This is a genomic window from Psychrobacter sp. 1Y4, assembly GCF_051847555.1.
This window is the reverse complement of the sequence record NZ_JBPYDE010000017.1, coordinates 1-14,442: the sequence shown is the minus strand read 5'-3', so window position 1 is coordinate 14,442 and position 14,442 is coordinate 1. Positions and strand designations below refer to the sequence as shown.

The 14,442-nt window shown below is 38.5% G+C and carries 14 protein-coding genes and 1 pseudogene; 7 read left to right on the top strand and 8 right to left on the bottom strand.

The annotated features are described in order from the left end of the window. The first annotated feature begins 29 nt into the window (after window positions 1-29). Together ACS8FC_RS12685 and ACS8FC_RS12680 are read left to right on the top strand one after the other, a co-directional pair. Window positions 30-1,043, top strand: coding sequence for a serine/threonine-protein kinase (locus ACS8FC_RS12685; RefSeq protein WP_439297060.1), 1,014 nt, complete (start codon window positions 30-32; stop codon window positions 1,041-1,043). Window positions 1,044-1,804: 761 nt separating this feature from the next. Then, window positions 1,805-2,293 carry a hypothetical protein gene (locus tag ACS8FC_RS12680; RefSeq protein WP_439297059.1) on the top strand — a complete coding sequence of 163 codons (489 nt, stop codon included), beginning with the start codon at window positions 1,805-1,807 and terminating at the stop codon, window positions 2,291-2,293. 274 nt (window positions 2,294-2,567) lie between these two features. Here the strand turns inward: ACS8FC_RS12680 and ACS8FC_RS12675 are convergent, their stop codons facing one another. The 4 genes from ACS8FC_RS12675 to ACS8FC_RS12660 form a co-directional block, all read right to left on the bottom strand. Then, on the bottom strand, window positions 2,568-3,743 hold the full coding sequence (locus ACS8FC_RS12675; protein WP_439297058.1) for an Arm DNA-binding domain-containing protein: 1,176 nt from the start codon (window positions 3,741-3,743) through the stop codon (window positions 2,568-2,570). Window positions 3,744-3,770: 27 nt separating this feature from the next. Continuing rightward, a complete protein-coding gene (locus ACS8FC_RS12670; RefSeq protein ID WP_439297057.1) occupies window positions 3,771-6,518 on the bottom strand; it encodes a toprim domain-containing protein in 2,748 nt (915 codons plus the stop codon). Between the two features lie 77 nt (window positions 6,519-6,595). Further along, complete coding sequence (locus tag ACS8FC_RS12665) at window positions 6,596-6,787, bottom strand: hypothetical protein (RefSeq protein ID WP_439297056.1); 192 nt, start codon at window positions 6,785-6,787, stop codon at window positions 6,596-6,598. Next, on the bottom strand, window positions 6,777-7,028 hold the full coding sequence (locus ACS8FC_RS12660) for a hypothetical protein (RefSeq protein ID WP_439297055.1): 252 nt from the start codon (window positions 7,026-7,028) through the stop codon (window positions 6,777-6,779). Before ACS8FC_RS12660 ends, ACS8FC_RS12665 begins: the two co-directional genes overlap by 11 nt. Window positions 7,029-7,145: 117 nt before the next feature. Here ACS8FC_RS12660 and ACS8FC_RS12655 point away from each other — a divergent pair, with 117 nt between their 5' ends. From ACS8FC_RS12655 to ACS8FC_RS12645, 3 genes are all read left to right on the top strand, one after another. Next, window positions 7,146-7,583, top strand: coding sequence for a helix-turn-helix domain-containing protein (locus tag ACS8FC_RS12655; RefSeq protein ID WP_439297054.1), 438 nt, complete (start codon window positions 7,146-7,148; stop codon window positions 7,581-7,583). A gap of 628 nt (window positions 7,584-8,211) precedes the next feature. Next, window positions 8,212-9,345, top strand: a complete 1,134-nt coding sequence (locus ACS8FC_RS12650) for a DUF262 domain-containing protein (RefSeq protein WP_439297053.1) — start codon at window positions 8,212-8,214, stop codon at window positions 9,343-9,345. After that, a complete protein-coding gene (locus tag ACS8FC_RS12645) occupies window positions 9,346-10,095 on the top strand; it encodes an MAE_28990/MAE_18760 family HEPN-like nuclease (RefSeq protein ID WP_439297052.1) in 750 nt (249 codons plus the stop codon). It begins immediately after the preceding gene. On the opposite strand, the gene ACS8FC_RS12640 is transcribed toward ACS8FC_RS12645, so the two are convergent. The 4 genes from ACS8FC_RS12640 to ACS8FC_RS12625 form a co-directional block, all read right to left on the bottom strand. Continuing rightward, a complete protein-coding gene (locus ACS8FC_RS12640; protein ID WP_439297051.1) occupies window positions 10,078-11,094 on the bottom strand; it encodes a DNA cytosine methyltransferase in 1,017 nt (338 codons plus the stop codon). The two genes, ACS8FC_RS12645 and ACS8FC_RS12640, sit on opposite strands and share 18 nt — an antisense overlap. A 153-nt stretch (window positions 11,095-11,247) precedes the next feature. Then, window positions 11,248-12,168, bottom strand: coding sequence for a contractile injection system protein, VgrG/Pvc8 family (locus ACS8FC_RS12635; protein WP_439297050.1), 921 nt, complete (start codon window positions 12,166-12,168; stop codon window positions 11,248-11,250). A gap of 1 nt (window position 12,169) precedes the next feature. Further along, the gene (locus ACS8FC_RS12630) at window positions 12,170-12,322 is read right to left on the bottom strand and encodes a hypothetical protein (RefSeq protein ID WP_180958139.1); all 153 of its coding nucleotides are present in this window, start codon (window positions 12,320-12,322) and stop codon (window positions 12,170-12,172) included. Window positions 12,323-12,467: 145 nt separating this feature from the next. After that, window positions 12,468-12,812 (bottom strand): phage tail protein, encoded by a 345-nt coding sequence (locus ACS8FC_RS12625; protein ID WP_439297069.1) that lies wholly within the window; start codon window positions 12,810-12,812, stop codon window positions 12,468-12,470. Between the two features lie 878 nt (window positions 12,813-13,690). On the opposite strand from ACS8FC_RS12625, the gene mobC reads away from it, so the two are divergent. After that, a complete protein-coding gene (mobC, locus tag ACS8FC_RS12620) occupies window positions 13,691-14,038 on the top strand; it encodes a plasmid mobilization relaxosome protein MobC (protein WP_439297049.1) in 348 nt (115 codons plus the stop codon). Further along, a pseudogene (locus tag ACS8FC_RS12615) lies at window positions 14,022-14,442 on the top strand (hypothetical protein); the annotation flags it as partial. The gene mobC and the pseudogene ACS8FC_RS12615, both read left to right, overlap by 17 nt.

Here is a 14,442-nt window from a genome sequence, read left to right as displayed (position 1 = left end):
TAATGGTTTTAGAAGGGCTGAGTGATACCATGAAAAATAGTGCCAGCAATCCGCCTACAATACAAGCGATAACGCAAACCTTGCGTAGGCAAGCGGAAGAGCTATTGCCAGAAGTGAGTAATGTGCTAACAAAACTAGGCTATTATGAGATAGCGCATCAACGTATTAGTCAGCAAAACAATGACCAAAAGCATCATGTCAGAGCAATTAGCTATCAAGGGCTAACGCATGCGTGCCATTTGAAATTTGGTCGTATCATGATTAAGTGGGAGCTTAGTCACGATAGTAATCATGCGTTGTCTACCTTACAACGTGAAGTTGCGGTCTTAACAGCTGTGAGCCATTCTCGGTCAACTGGGACTCAGAATACTCTTCAAACTATAGTACCACCAGTATTAGCTTTCGAAACCGTATATGTGGAAATCGCAGAGCAAAGATGGCAGCTTAATCTCCTTGCTATGCCTTACTACGAGAATGGTAGCTTGGCGCCGCAGTTAAGCAATAAGAATTACCCATTATTAAACAATGAGAGAAAACAGCAAATCATAAAGCAGGTTGCGCATTTAATAGCGAATATTCATAAAGCTGGTTGGCTGCATAATGATATTAAACCGAGTAATATTTTGCTAGATGATTTTTTGCCGAATAGTGCGGATAATAGCGGCATAGTGCCTAATTTACGATTGACCGATTTTGCCTTAGCAGAGAATATTTACAGACCCAGCGTAGCAAACCCTGCCGGCACGCCAGCTTATCTTGCACCAGAACGTTGGCAAGGGCAGGGCGCAACAGTGCAAAGCGATATCTACGCCTTTGGAATAATACTGTACGAGATATTGACAGGCGAGCGACCGTTTAAAATCGATAATCAGCGTAGTGAGCCACTAAAAGAGTGGGCGATTCAGCATTGCCAGCAGTCTATTTCAACCTTACCGCTAGAGTATCAGCGCTATCAAAGAATCATTAATAAGGCTTTGGCGAAGCGAGTAGAGAAACGGTATGAGAGTATGGAGGAGGTGTTAGAAGATTTGGAACGTGTTTAAGTCAAAAATAAAATCGCAGACACAAAAAAACCTGCTAAAAAGCAGGTTTTAATATTTGGTCTAAGATGTACTATCCGAAAATGGTGGGGCTGGAGAGACTCGAATTCACTACTTCAATTATATTGATTTTATTATTTTAAATAACGCATATATATCAATAACTTAAGGTTTTATTCGTAGGGAGGTCGTAGCCCATGAATAGCCCATGATAAGATTTCATATATAAAAATTTGCTAGTAGTTAAGGCATGGTTTTGAAGGTTTTTATAATTTTAGGGATGATATGAGAATCATGTAATATACGTAAGGCTATTGATTTTAAAGACAATATTTTGTAATTTCTAGGTAAGCTAGCAGTATGTGAATACATAGGTAATGGGTAATTTTTATATAATATTTTTTATTAACAAAATCATGTGGTTATGTTTGTATTGTAAGAGAAGTTACTTAAAGTTACTTATATAAAGTAATCTATAATCTCTTGTATTTAGAGGGCTATAGATGAGTAGGTTGTAAAATTACATGAATTACATGAATTGCATCAAATATATCTTTATTTGTTCTTATATTATAATTTAATATCTATTAATATTAGTTGAGTAGTTTTCTACTTACCTAATTCTGTTATGAACATTGCCATAGCTTTTGAAAAAGCTTCAAACTTAAGCTAGGTTCAATAAAATAGTATTACAGTCTAATCTAGAAGAATTAGTCATCACTAGATAGCAGAGGTTTTTCTAAGCAATTAATTTAGGAATGGTTATGAGTATTGGTAAAGATGCTGTCGATAGGATGTTTGCAAAACAAGAGCTTTTTGATAAAGCTTATCAGGAAGGTACAATTATTTTTTATGAACATAAAGATGTTATGGATGACATTAATAAAGACGATTGCTCAATTATACTTGGTGATACCTTTGGTCAAATTGAAAATTTAATTAGTGAAGATAAGGAGCTGATTGAGCAGACTTGGAATGAGGTAGACGTCGACGATGAGCAGGGTCGTATTTACCGTGACACAACACCAGACAATGAATTCTATGAAGTTTTAATGGCTTGGTATGGTGATATGTACGGCTATGTATATATTGGTACTAAGATTGAACTTGCTGATATTATGAAAGAGGTTAAAGAGGCAGATGTATGCTATTTTCAGCCTCGAATGGTGCGTTATAGAGGCAAGATGCTTTCTATGCATGGTGACAAGGTGATCCGTGACGATGAGGGCTTTCCAATTGGAAGGCGGTCATAGTAATCCTATATTTAAGATTTACATATAGCCAATTACGTCATTAGTAAGACCACACTATAGTATTAGCTTAAAGGTACTATAGTCAGTCCTAAATAAAAAAGATACAAATGTAACAATGCGATACAGGCATACATTTTCCTTGCTTGCTGTGCCTGCGTAGACAGAGACTACGCAAAATACATTCAGTATCGCTGTATTTATTTTATAGTGAATCGACTATAGTATTCTGTAAAAAATATTATGTTCTTGTTTTTATTTGGATAAATAAAGAGAATCAAGCGTCAAATATTTCGTTTGAGAGCGCTTGTGATAGTCTACTAATAATGTGCTTAGAGTCTTCAGGAATAAATTTCCCATAGTGCTTGTGGATCATATTTGTATTAGCATGGCCCAGCTGATTGGCTAACCATTCTGCAGTAACGACGCCAGTAGATAGTACTTGACTGGCGTATGTATGCCGACCAGTATTTAATGACCTATATTCGACCTTGCATCTAGAAAGATGGGCTTTCCAACGTTTTTCAAGCTGAGAATAAGTGTAATGGCTAGTTGTATTAGGGTTAGGCCATAGAAACGTTAGTTCTTCACTCCGATATGTACGGTTGTCACGGTCTAATACTTTAAGTCTGACCATCTTATTTTCTCTTATAATATTTATCTGATCGAGAAGTGCCTCAACAACAATAGGAAGTAGTTCGATTTGGCGTTTGCGTCGGCGATTCTTGGTGACTCTGTAAGCGCCTTTGACGAAACCTCTTTTTATATAGGCGCACCCCTGCGCTAGATCTAAATCTTCTATCGCTAATGGCATTAGCTCATGAGTGGATAGTCCTGACCAAATCATTACAGTCCAGATATTACGTAGTATAGGCTGTGTTTCCATAGCTAAAATAGTAGTGATTTCTTGCTTGGTAAAAGGATTAATGTCATCGCTATCACGTACACCAAGCTTAATATACTGTGTTGGATCATTAGCATTTTTTTGATCACGCGCCCAGTATGTCCAAATAGTCTGAAATAGCCCTAAAATATCTTTTATAGTCTTTGGACTTAGCGACTGCATTAGAGTCTTGTAAACCCAGCGTTCGACATCCTCTGCTTTAATCTTAGCGATTACTTTACGTTGCCAATAAGGCTTGATATGATTTTCAACTTTGCTGACGTATGAACTCCACGATGATGGCGCGACTGTAGATTCTGCTGTATCTAACCAAAGTTGAATATAGTATTCAAAATATGAACTTTTCTTTTTTTCTGAATCTGGAAACATCTGATCTCGATCAAAAACCTCCTTCTTTATTTGTTTATCAATAAGATCAGCTATACCTTTAGCATATTCAATGTTAGCTGGGGTAGGTGAAGTGTCTTTTAGCGTCTCACGATAGCGAGTGCCATCAATACGCCACCATACTCTTATACTAGTCTTTAGTTTTTCGATACCTGCTGACATATTGACTCACTTGTTGGTGGAGTTTGGTTAGTTGATTGGTTGAGTTTTAGATTGCTCGAACACCCAACATCGGATACTTCGATTGATGTTTTTTGAATCTACAACTTTGTTAGCTGCAATAAACTTATACTCTCTAGACTGTTTTAGAGCTTGTTGCATTTCGCTCTGTGGTGGAAGGTTATATCGCTGCTCATTTGCTAGCCGATATACTTCTGGCATACTGATTGCCAATAGGTCATTTTTTTTACTGTGGTTGAGATGTAATCTGCGTAATATATGATTGCCCTCCATTAATTGTGGCGGTGTATTAAGCTTATCTAGAACATCAAAAAACTGAATATTGAGTGGATGCTCGATATCTAAAGTCCGGTCACGCTCTTTTGCCATACTGAATACTTCTTCTTTCATAGAATCTTCAATAGAGAGAAGACTAGGAAGTAGGTGAGTTTTGAAAGCGTCAAACAGAGCTAATAACTGTGCGTGACAATGTGCCACCCGAAACGTTTTAATCCCTTTATCTTTTAACCAAAGTTCATGTTCAATTTTCGTTTTAAAAAAAGTCTCAAGAATTTTCTCTTCTAGTTTAAGAATATCGACTAAAAAATGACTTATATCTTCAGTTTGCAAGCTTTCAATACGACGTGCTGCTGCTTCCGAGTCGAGAGTCTGATGTTCTAATGTAAAAAACATATGACAGATACGACTTAGTATAGCTTTGGACGCTACAACGGGTAAATTTTGGCTAATGATGATAGTGCCACGGAATGGTGGCTCATATACTTCGTTGCCTGCGGACTTAACGCCACGTGTACCAATGGTGCCGCCATCATATAAGTTCTTTAGTTCATCCCAGTTGAACTGGCTATTGCGTCCAGTGCCAGCTCCATCGCGGTCAGACTCGATAAATACGCTGGGCATATTGGATGTTTGTGACAATGAACGGAGACGACCAGCCTTGGTTGTTTTATTGGGGTCAATACCTTCATAGCTATCACGACCAATGAGACGCCAAAAAAAGCTGAGTAATGTCGATTTACCGGTACCAGGTTCGCCAACGATCTCTAAAAATGGAAAGGACTTTTGACGATCGCGTATTTGCTGGGCGAATAGACTACCTGTGAAGCCGACCAGACTAATAACACCCTGAACACCCCAGCCAGATATGATGTCAGCTAGCCAGTTTTCTGGGTCTTTGGGAGGGTCTCCGATTTTGATTTTTGGACTGACCGCTAATGTTTTTAGACTCTTATTATTTGGTAAGTCAAAATAATCATCGGCATTGAGCGGGTAGCTCTGACCGTGGCGAATGGCGATATCATTAAAAATGTATGTCTGGTGGTCTTTGCTATAACCAATGAAATCGATAGTCTCCACAGACTTAATGCCACTGATCATACGTCCTAACATAATGTCGAGCTGCTTTGAATTGCCCTGATAGATGACACCAGGTGCGACAGATAATAGGCGTTTTTTGAATTCGCCAGCTGCAGATAGCTGGCTACCAGTAAAGGTGTTTTTGGAGTCGCCCTGCGGTGTACGGATGCGAAAGAAGTACCAGCTTTCATCAGTGACAAGATTCGACTGATAGTAGAGCGCCTGTGGCTGGCAGTTCATGATTTGGGTGACTGTCATACAGGAATGCATTAGGTCGTCATGCCAGAGCTGTATAGCTTCTTTTAATTCCTCTTCAGTATGGAATAGATCCTCAGTCGGTTCGCTTTCAGCGTCCATTTGCTTGGCTTTATCAAAGCTTTCACTGTCTACTTTTACCCAATAGGTGCAGCTATTAAAAAACATATAAAAGCTAGTAGTGCCGTATTGGTTATAAGTGAGCAAGGCCTTGTCTTTTGCAGTATGGGCAATCAGTAGCTCCCCATAGAAACGATAGCGTTCGAAGTCGGCATTGGTAAGTTTGCCAAGCTTATGCAAGTCGTTCCAGTCAGGACCGCCGCTATCCTCGCTTGACTGCACGGCGCTAGCCTCCCAGCCATCTTGATGGGCACGAGCGACTAACTTATCCGTGTGTTCTTGACCTGCTTTGTCATTATCTAAACCAAAGATTAGCTTTGGATAAGGCTTACCCAGTTCGTTTAGGCGAGCTTTTATCTGATCTAACGTAGTCTTGGGATAGTTTCCAGCGGTAATATTGCTGATAGCGTGTTTGCCGTTCTCGGTCAATGCCATCGCATCAAAAATGCCTTCATTAACCCAGAGCTCTTTTACATATGCCCAGACACCATGCTGCAAATTCAGCTTCGGCGGTAGCCAAGCAAGTCCTTTGAATTTAAAGCCTGTTTGTACGCGTGCTTTTTTGATGTTGGTAGCAGGTTCGATTAATCGTTCCCAGTAACCTGCTATCTGACCTTCGCTAGTGATGTTGAAACGTACCGTGGGGCAAGTAAAATCAGAATAAAAGTCTTTGAACACTTCTTGGGTATAGCTGCCTTGCCATTTGACGATATCAAAACCACGCCCCGTTTGTAGGTAAGCGTCGGCAGTAGCGTTCGGGTTACTGGGCGTTGGCGGGTTTTTCTGCGTCCAATTGGCGAATATATCTGGGTAGATGTCACGAGTGGATGCTTGGTAACTGCACTTATTGGCGCGGCCGCATTTTATATTCCAAGGTGCATAAGAGTCAGTGAATAGCTCATTTTTATTGCATGAAGGGCATTTTCCATAACGTAGATATTGCCCATCTGAGGAAAATTTGAGCGCAAAATTCCCTGTGAGACGAGTTATTAGCTCGTCCCGAACTTGTGAGTTCATAGCTTTCATTTAGTTACTCGATAGAAACTGACTTGAAGTGGTTATATAAGAGATTTTCAGCAGTTATATTTATTATTTATTAATAATCAATTATTGATGCGCTGAGAGTCGTCTGTGTCGTCTGTGTCGTCTGTGTCGTCTTTGTCGTCTTTGTCGCTTATAGCTTTACGTATTACTGCCGCAATAAATTCTGTGACGCTCATATTGTGTTGAGCAGCTTTTTGTTGTAGTAGTTTTTGTTCATGAAGAGTTGGATAGAGGTCGATATTATTTAACATTTTTCACTCCTTTCTTGATGTTTAAATCACTACTGTTAATATAGGTTTCACTATTTAGTAGTTCTTGATCACGACCGACTAAATAACGTCTCATAGCAACAAAGCTCATGGATCTCTGTTGTATATCCGCTAGATGTTTAAGCTCATTATGGTCATCTACTTGTAGACGAATGGGAACTGAAATCCGCTTAGACTTTTGTAGTTGACCTTTGATAGTAGAAGTTAATGCAGTAGTAAGCATATTGAGATATCCTATAATTAATAGTGTGTTTAAATGAAGTGTTTTACTCGATTGAGTTCATATTAATACAAATGTGTTACACATACAAGTGTTTCATCGATTAAATAAGTGTCTTTTATGATAAATGCTAGTTTAGAAGAGATAGGCAAAAGAATTGAGCTTGAAAGGGTACGTTTAAACCTTAAGAGTTTAGATGTATGCTCTAAGTTGGATATACATCCTAATACTTATCGTAACTATGAATCAGGTAAAAGAGATATACCAGCCTCTCTATTATCTAGGCTCATATATATGGGTTTTGATATTATGTATATATTGACAGGAGATACGTTGCGTGACTGGGCTAATGATCTAGACAGCGTTGTTAGAGGTGACGAAAAACCATCTTTTGGTAGACGTTTATTGCCAAATAGAGATGAAACTCGTTATGACGAAGCTTTAGAAAGATTAATTCGTGTTGAAGACACATTCCAAAAAGCGGGGGCTACAAGTAACGAGGATTACACGTTGAAGGATATTGTACAGATGGCTCTAATTGTATCTACTTCGAAGTAGTCATAACAAAAGGATTAAAATTTATCCTGAATATTTGGCTAACGATTCTCGAAATAAATGGCCATAAATCTACAAGCCAATTAGCTCGTTCGCAGTAATCTCCTTCAATATTGCATTTTTTGGAACTAAGTATGAACAATGTTACACCATCTACTTTGCAAATAATTTTCATTAACTATTGTAAAGTTATCTAAAATCAAAGAGGTTCAGGTGCGTTGTTAGAAGAATTAATGATATAGCCAGTACTACAGTTGATGGACCGTTAGCTGCAACTAGTGAAAATTGGCAATATACTGTTAATAATGGTATCCGTACCGCAGATACATATGCCGTTAAAAAACAAACCAAACGCCACTTTCATTGGGAATGATGTCTAAGCAAGTTTAATCAAACAGTGCGGCGGAGATTACGAGGGTGAGCAATTACTGACTATAGTGAACGACGGTGAAGGTAGTACCAGTTATGCATAGCTGCGCCCTTTATTTAATGTAAATGAGTTATCTGATGAACTTGATGATGAAAGTCAGCTTTGGGAAGTCACGGTCGCCAAATATAATGGTTAGGACTTTTAGATAATAACTTTAGTTATACACAAAATTAATTTTCATGTGTAAAAGGAAATATAACCATGCCATATCAAAACCAACTATTTAGTAAAATAGACGTCATAGAAGCTGAAGCAGAAATAAAAAACAACCAAAAGCAGTTTGATTTTGATATCAGGGAATATCCTATTGAAGTTATATCTGAGAAATTTAATCCATCACAACAAGACCCTGAAATATTTATACCTGATTATCAAAGAGAATTTGTGTGGACTGAAAAGCAAAAATCTTTGTTCATTGAATCTTTACTTATAGGATTACCTATCCCCTATCTATTCGTTGCCGACATTGATGAAGATGAAGACCCGTACACTGAAGGTAATGTAGAAGTAATTGATGGTGCACAAAGAATTCAAACCATCTATGCATATTTAAATGATAAGCTAACTTTAATTGGTATGGAACGTCTTAAAATTTTAGAAGGTAGTATATTTAGTGACCTACCTCCTGTCAGACAAAAACGTTTTAAGCGTAGTACTGTTAGAATGATTGAACTTCAAAACGTTGATGAAGATGCAAGACGTTTAATGTTCGATCGCTTAAATAGCGGCGGGACTAAGCTTACTGATATGGAGAAATGGATAGGCACAAAAGATAGTGCTTTTATAGATTTCATTAGACGGCTTGCTTCAGATGAAAAATTCCTTACTATGACGCCAATGCCAGAATCTAAAGTAAAAAGACGCGAAAGAACAGAATATGTTTTAAGGTTCTTTGCTTATAGAGATAGATATCTAGACTTTGGGCAAAGAACAGATGGAACAAAGGATAATAGTGTCCTTGGTTTCTTAGATGACTATATTGGTGATATGGATCAGAGATTCGATAGTAATAAAAAAAATGAGTTAGAAAAAGAATTCTTAAATATGCTGGAGTTTGTTCAAAAATATTTTCCTAACGGCTTTAGAAAATCTGCTACTTCAAAATCAGTATCTAGGATTCGTTTTGAAGCCATGTCTGTTGGATCAAGTTTAGCGCTTGCGGAGGACTCTAGTATTTCTCCAACTGATAATTACTGGGCGTATGAAGATCCGGATTTTTTAGCGATGATACGTTCAGATGCTAGTAACTCTAGACCAAAAATTAAGAAGAGAATAGAGTTTGTGAAAAATAAGCTGTTAGGGGATGAAGTGAGTTTGGAAGATGAGGTGGAGTAGATGCAAATTAGTAATGCAAATCTCCAGTTTGCCTATGAAAACTTTGAGATAAGGCTTCAAGAAGTAAAAAATTACGTTCTTTTTGTAAAAGAATTAGCAGACATAACTTCTCCAAGTGTAATCAATGAGCATCATATCAATCAAAATGGATATCATCCCACTTTTCCTTCTTACCCTATAGATAGGGAACTGCAAAAAACATTAAGAGCTTCAACATATCTTTTATTGTATAACTTAATGGAATCGACAATGAGTGAATCTATTGATGCGATACATGAAACTATAAAAGAAGAAGGGCATAGTCTGCTAGACCTATCAGAAAAACTACATAAAGTAATTCTACAGTCTTTTAGTAAAGGATTGACTGAAGAAAAAGTATCAGAATTTTCTAGAGATAATGGAGACATTAGAGAAAGATTGTTAGACTTAGGATATGATAAAAGAAAGCTTTTTAGCGGTAATATTGATTGTGGTGTAATAGAGAAATATTGTAGAAAATATGGTATTAGTGTTTTACCTTATCGATATAATGACACACCTTTGTTATGGAATACTGAAGTTATAAAAGCTATTAAGCAAAAGCGTAACTCCTTGGCTCATGGGTCAGAGTCTTTCGCACAATGTGGACAAAACATGCCTGTTGATACGATTGATGATAACTTGAAAAGCGTCGAGGCTGTGCTGATGGGTGTATTTAACGGGTTGAATAACTTTCTAACCCGTCAAAAGTACTTACGCGCTTCTCAGTAAGCTGATTCCAACTACTTCGCCTAACCTGACAGGAACAGCGTTACCAATCATCTTACCGATAGATTTGATGTGAAAATCACCTTTACAAAACTGGTAATCTTCTGGAAAAGTCTGGAAGATTGCCGCTTCACGTAATGATATAGCTCGATGCTGTGATGGATGTCCAAAGCGACCATTCCCAAATCCATAGCACTGGGTGGTCATCGTTGGGGCAGGCTTACCCCATTCCATACGACCATAAACACTAATATAAGATTTACCTGACTCTTTTTTATGGCAAGCCGCTAATAATTCTTCAGGCCAGTCTTTCCACGTCCCACCTGCCTTTGAAGCTTTAATACGCTTCATATTCAATTCACTTAATTTTGAGCATATATGTAGCGCATCTTTCGGGCTCTGTTTACCAGCGTATAATACGGGCAAGTTTTTAATCACATCTCCTACAGTTACAGGCTTATCATGTGTTGGTGGTATGAGTTTAATATTTTTAGATATTAAGCTAGCCAATAAAACGTGACGCTTACGCGTCTGTGGTATTCCATACTGTACACAATCAACTTTATTGGCAGATACGCTATATCCTAGTTCTTCAAGCTTGGATACAAAATCGTGGTACACCTTATGTTTGGTAACATCAGGGACATTTTCCATTGTTACCAGTTCAGGGCGAACCTCTTGGATCAATCTCATGAAGTGGTAGAGCAATGGCCACTTTTTATCTAAAGTAGTATCTTTCCCTTGGTTATAAGTAGAAAATGGTTGGCATGGCGCACAGCCTGCTAATAGGCGGATAGCGCCTTGAGAGTACCAGCTATTAATTTCATCTGCTGTGACATCTGCCACGTCTTTGAGAATAAAGCTAGCACCATTGTTATACTCATAGCCATACTGACAAGAAGGCTCTATGTCATAGCCAGCTTTCACCTCTACACCAGACTTAATAAGACCTGCTGTTAGACCGCCGATACCACAGAATAAGTCAACTGCTTCAATGTTCATTTCATATCTCCTCTACGTTAGAATGATACACTAACTAGGTGAAAAACTCGAGCAGAGAGACAATTTTTTTTAAATTTAAACCCTAGTCTCACATTTAATGCCAGTACTACAACCACTACCTGATAGGTAATGTGTCACTTCTACGACTGTCCATCAATGCTCCTCAATGTACGGTCGAAAACCTCGCCCTGTGGCAGTGCTATCAGCAATAATATCAGGACGCGCTACTGCTAATGTCAAATCAAAGTTCGCCACTTGGCGAGCTTTTTTGTTCGCGCTCGCTTTTACCTTTGATACCGCCTCATTTCTTGATTTTGCCGGTTTGGTCAGTACATGAGATTTGTCATTTGGTAGGGCGTCCATCGGTTTGGACTTACCATCTTTGACGCTAATATGCTTAGTCTTATCATCATGATAGCTAGCTGTCGTCTCGTCATAGTCACTGGTACGATCGGCGCGACTATAGCGATGACTGTCACTAGACTGACGAGTGATAGTAACTTCTCCCAATGCCGCCCCTGAAGGTGATCTTGCATTGGCAATCGGTTTGGTAATCAGCCACCCCGCCTTAATCGTACACATCAAATCATGGTCATCACAAAGCCTGGGCAATAGATTGATATCACTCTCACGGTGCTGATCGACATGATCTATCATCATCGCCACTACCGTCGCATCAATTGATAATATCAGGTCATGACGTTTGGCCACACTCGAAGCTATTTCACCAAGCTTGTGCTGATGATATCTGTCACTGCGCTTTACCTTCAATGATGACTTAAAATCGGCTGACTTGGCGCGGATCTGCAACTGGTCAGGTGTGTCGCTGTGCTCTGCTTGGTCAATAGTAAAGGTGCCTTTGTCTATCATGTCGCCAGTTTCAGGCATTGTGAGCCATAGCCTTATTTCGTTACTATTGGTAGGCAAGGGTAGCGCGGCATCATGATCAGATAGCGTCAGTGATAGCTCATCCGCTCCAATACCACGCTTGTCTGTAATCGATAGCCTAATCAGGCGCTTCTCAACCTGCGCTGTGCGATCAATGCCTTCAATCGTAAGTTTGAATAGGTTCATGTTAGCTTTTCCATGCAATGATAAGTTCTGGTAGTTGCCATAAAATAATCAACAACGATATGAAAAAAGCGATACCTAAGAGCGTTTTAGGTAAGCCATAGTGTTCGACACAAAGATGCATAATTTCCAGTCCAAGAGTAAATAAATCTGTCATAACTTAAGTTCCTATCAAAGATTAGATAAGACTAGGTTAAATCAGCTTTAAAACGTCTCTTAGGGGGTGTTCCACCTCTATCTTCTTACATTTTTTACGTGGAACAGGGGTCTATACGTTATTTGAATGTGTGTTATACGTCTGCTCAATCCTGGTCTAAAATGGCCACTTGCTCACGCTCGCTATCATCTGCCAACTTGAGTGCTAAGCTAAAACTAATTTTACGAGCAGTACCGTCTGACAATAAGTGTGATTGAGTCTCACTGATGTCAGTGATATAGCACATGCCGTAATAGTAACCCTTGCCATTCATGAGCGCGTAAGTCTTACCAGTCGCTGCCATGTCTCGCAACTCATCTAATGAGACAATACCATTGGTTATCTCTGGATAGAGCGTGCCAGACAGTGATATGTCATCATTATCTTGACCGATATACTGCATATGTAGTCTGGTACCGACAGCATTGCCAGATAGAAGGTCTTTGTTAATAGCTAGAAACTAAGTTTGTCAGTTTAGAAAAAGATAGAGTGAGGAAAAAGCACAAAATATAAGTATCATACATTGTTAACAATATAAATTTATAGAACGTCAAAATAGGATAGGTAGCAAACAGAGGCACTAAAGTACAGTGTCAAAGGGTTTTTATGACAGTAGTATATGGACATTCGTATATTAATTTTGAATTGGTATATCCATAGTAATAACTTTGAATATCTTATATTTAACTAAACGTTATCAGCTGCAAGTACACTTACTATCAGTATTGGAAACGACTATGACGGCAAAAAAAAAGAGTACAGAAACTTCATTAATCACATGCTCTATTATTACCATATCAAATATAAATAATGCTTTAGGAACATAAATAATACAAATAATTTTAAGTTTTACACACTCTCTTTAAACATATAAAGCGTATAAATATTTTCATTTATATGCCGATGTTTGGAGGGTATAAAGCGATGTCTGCTTGCTATAAGTGTTTGTTCAAAGCCTATCTTTTATATCCCACGCATTATATATTCTATTCTCTTAGCATCAATAGCAAGCACAGACAGCGCCCCCTCTCTACTTCGTTATGAGGCTGCACTGTCGTCTTGTAAGGGGAAACCCCTTAACCCCAAAAGCAAAGAAATTAACCTTATGACTAGTGAGGTAGATAGATGTAGATGATGATATGAAAAGAAAAATATTAAAAGTAATGTCTAACGTAAGAAGGACATTAATAGGTATGGATCAACCGAGAAAAAACAACAAGAATCATTATGATGAATATCATTTAGAAAAAATATTAATGGGGTGACGTACTTATAGGTTGAGTAGGTGTCAAGAGTAAGGGCTGCCACAGATAATGGAGTAATTTTAAAATGGCTAAGTTAATCAGAACTAAACCGTCTATAAGAGAGAAGTCGATAAAAATACGTGTCACTATTGACGAGTTTTTACAATTAAAACAGAAAGCAGACGGCAAACCACTTGCCCCTTTTATGCGTGACTTTTGCATTAATGCAAATATACCCAAAAGTAGAAAACTGACTCCAAAAGTCGATCCGGAATTTATGCGAGCTTTTGCTGGCGCTTGCAACAACATCAATCAGCTTACAAAGCAGATTAATACCTATGGTTTTGGTGTGTCACAAGAAGTATTGAGGCAAGAAGTAGTCTTGCTGCGTGAGGAAGTTGAGAAGGTAAAAAGCTATGCTAGTCAGTTTTAATCGAAGAGGAGGAGCTAAGGATAACCGAAAATCTAGCGGTGGACGAGCTGTTAGAGATTATTTACTAGGCAAAGATAATAATAGAAGATACGCGCGTGTTCTGAAAGGCGAGCCTGAAGTTACAACTGAAGTTATCAACGGATTAAATTTTGCAAAGATATATACAAGTGGTGTCCTAGCATTTGACTATGGTGAAGGAGACAAACTCAATGATAAAAAGAAGCTCGAGATTATAGATAGCTTTGAGCAGACACTATTCCCAAATCTTGCCATAAATCAGTATACAGGCTACTGGGTAGAGCATACGGATAAGGTGTTAATCGATCATGAACCGCCCCGGGATTGTCGGAGACTCAACATTCTGAGAGAATACAACGATGAAAACACGACACTACACCCCCGAG

Excerpts from the sequence above, each read along its gene's own strand:
- ACS8FC_RS12635 (WP_439297050.1), bottom strand. The coding sequence starts at position 12,168 with ATGAACCTATTCAAACTTACGATTGAAGGCATTGATCGCACAGCGCAG.
- ACS8FC_RS12685 (WP_439297060.1), top strand. The coding sequence starts at position 30 with ATGAAAAATAGTGCCAGCAATCCGCCTACAATACAAGCGATAACGCAA.
- ACS8FC_RS12655 (WP_439297054.1), top strand. The coding sequence starts at position 7,146 with ATGATAAATGCTAGTTTAGAAGAGATAGGCAAAAGAATTGAGCTTGAA.
- ACS8FC_RS12660 (WP_439297055.1), bottom strand. The coding sequence starts at position 7,028 with ATGCTTACTACTGCATTAACTTCTACTATCAAAGGTCAACTACAAAAG.
- ACS8FC_RS12630 (WP_180958139.1), bottom strand. The coding sequence starts at position 12,322 with ATGACAGATTTATTTACTCTTGGACTGGAAATTATGCATCTTTGTGTC.
- ACS8FC_RS12665 (WP_439297056.1), bottom strand. The coding sequence starts at position 6,787 with ATGTTAAATAATATCGACCTCTATCCAACTCTTCATGAACAAAAACTA.
- ACS8FC_RS12645 (WP_439297052.1), top strand. The coding sequence starts at position 9,346 with ATGCAAATTAGTAATGCAAATCTCCAGTTTGCCTATGAAAACTTTGAG.
- ACS8FC_RS12675 (WP_439297058.1), bottom strand. The coding sequence starts at position 3,743 with ATGTCAGCAGGTATCGAAAAACTAAAGACTAGTATAAGAGTATGGTGG.
- ACS8FC_RS12680 (WP_439297059.1), top strand. The coding sequence starts at position 1,805 with ATGAGTATTGGTAAAGATGCTGTCGATAGGATGTTTGCAAAACAAGAG.
- ACS8FC_RS12670 (WP_439297057.1), bottom strand. The coding sequence starts at position 6,518 with ATGAAAGCTATGAACTCACAAGTTCGGGACGAGCTAATAACTCGTCTC.
- mobC (WP_439297049.1), top strand. The coding sequence starts at position 13,691 with ATGGCTAAGTTAATCAGAACTAAACCGTCTATAAGAGAGAAGTCGATA.
- ACS8FC_RS12650 (WP_439297053.1), top strand. The coding sequence starts at position 8,212 with ATGCCATATCAAAACCAACTATTTAGTAAAATAGACGTCATAGAAGCT.
- ACS8FC_RS12640 (WP_439297051.1), bottom strand. The coding sequence starts at position 11,094 with ATGAACATTGAAGCAGTTGACTTATTCTGTGGTATCGGCGGTCTAACA.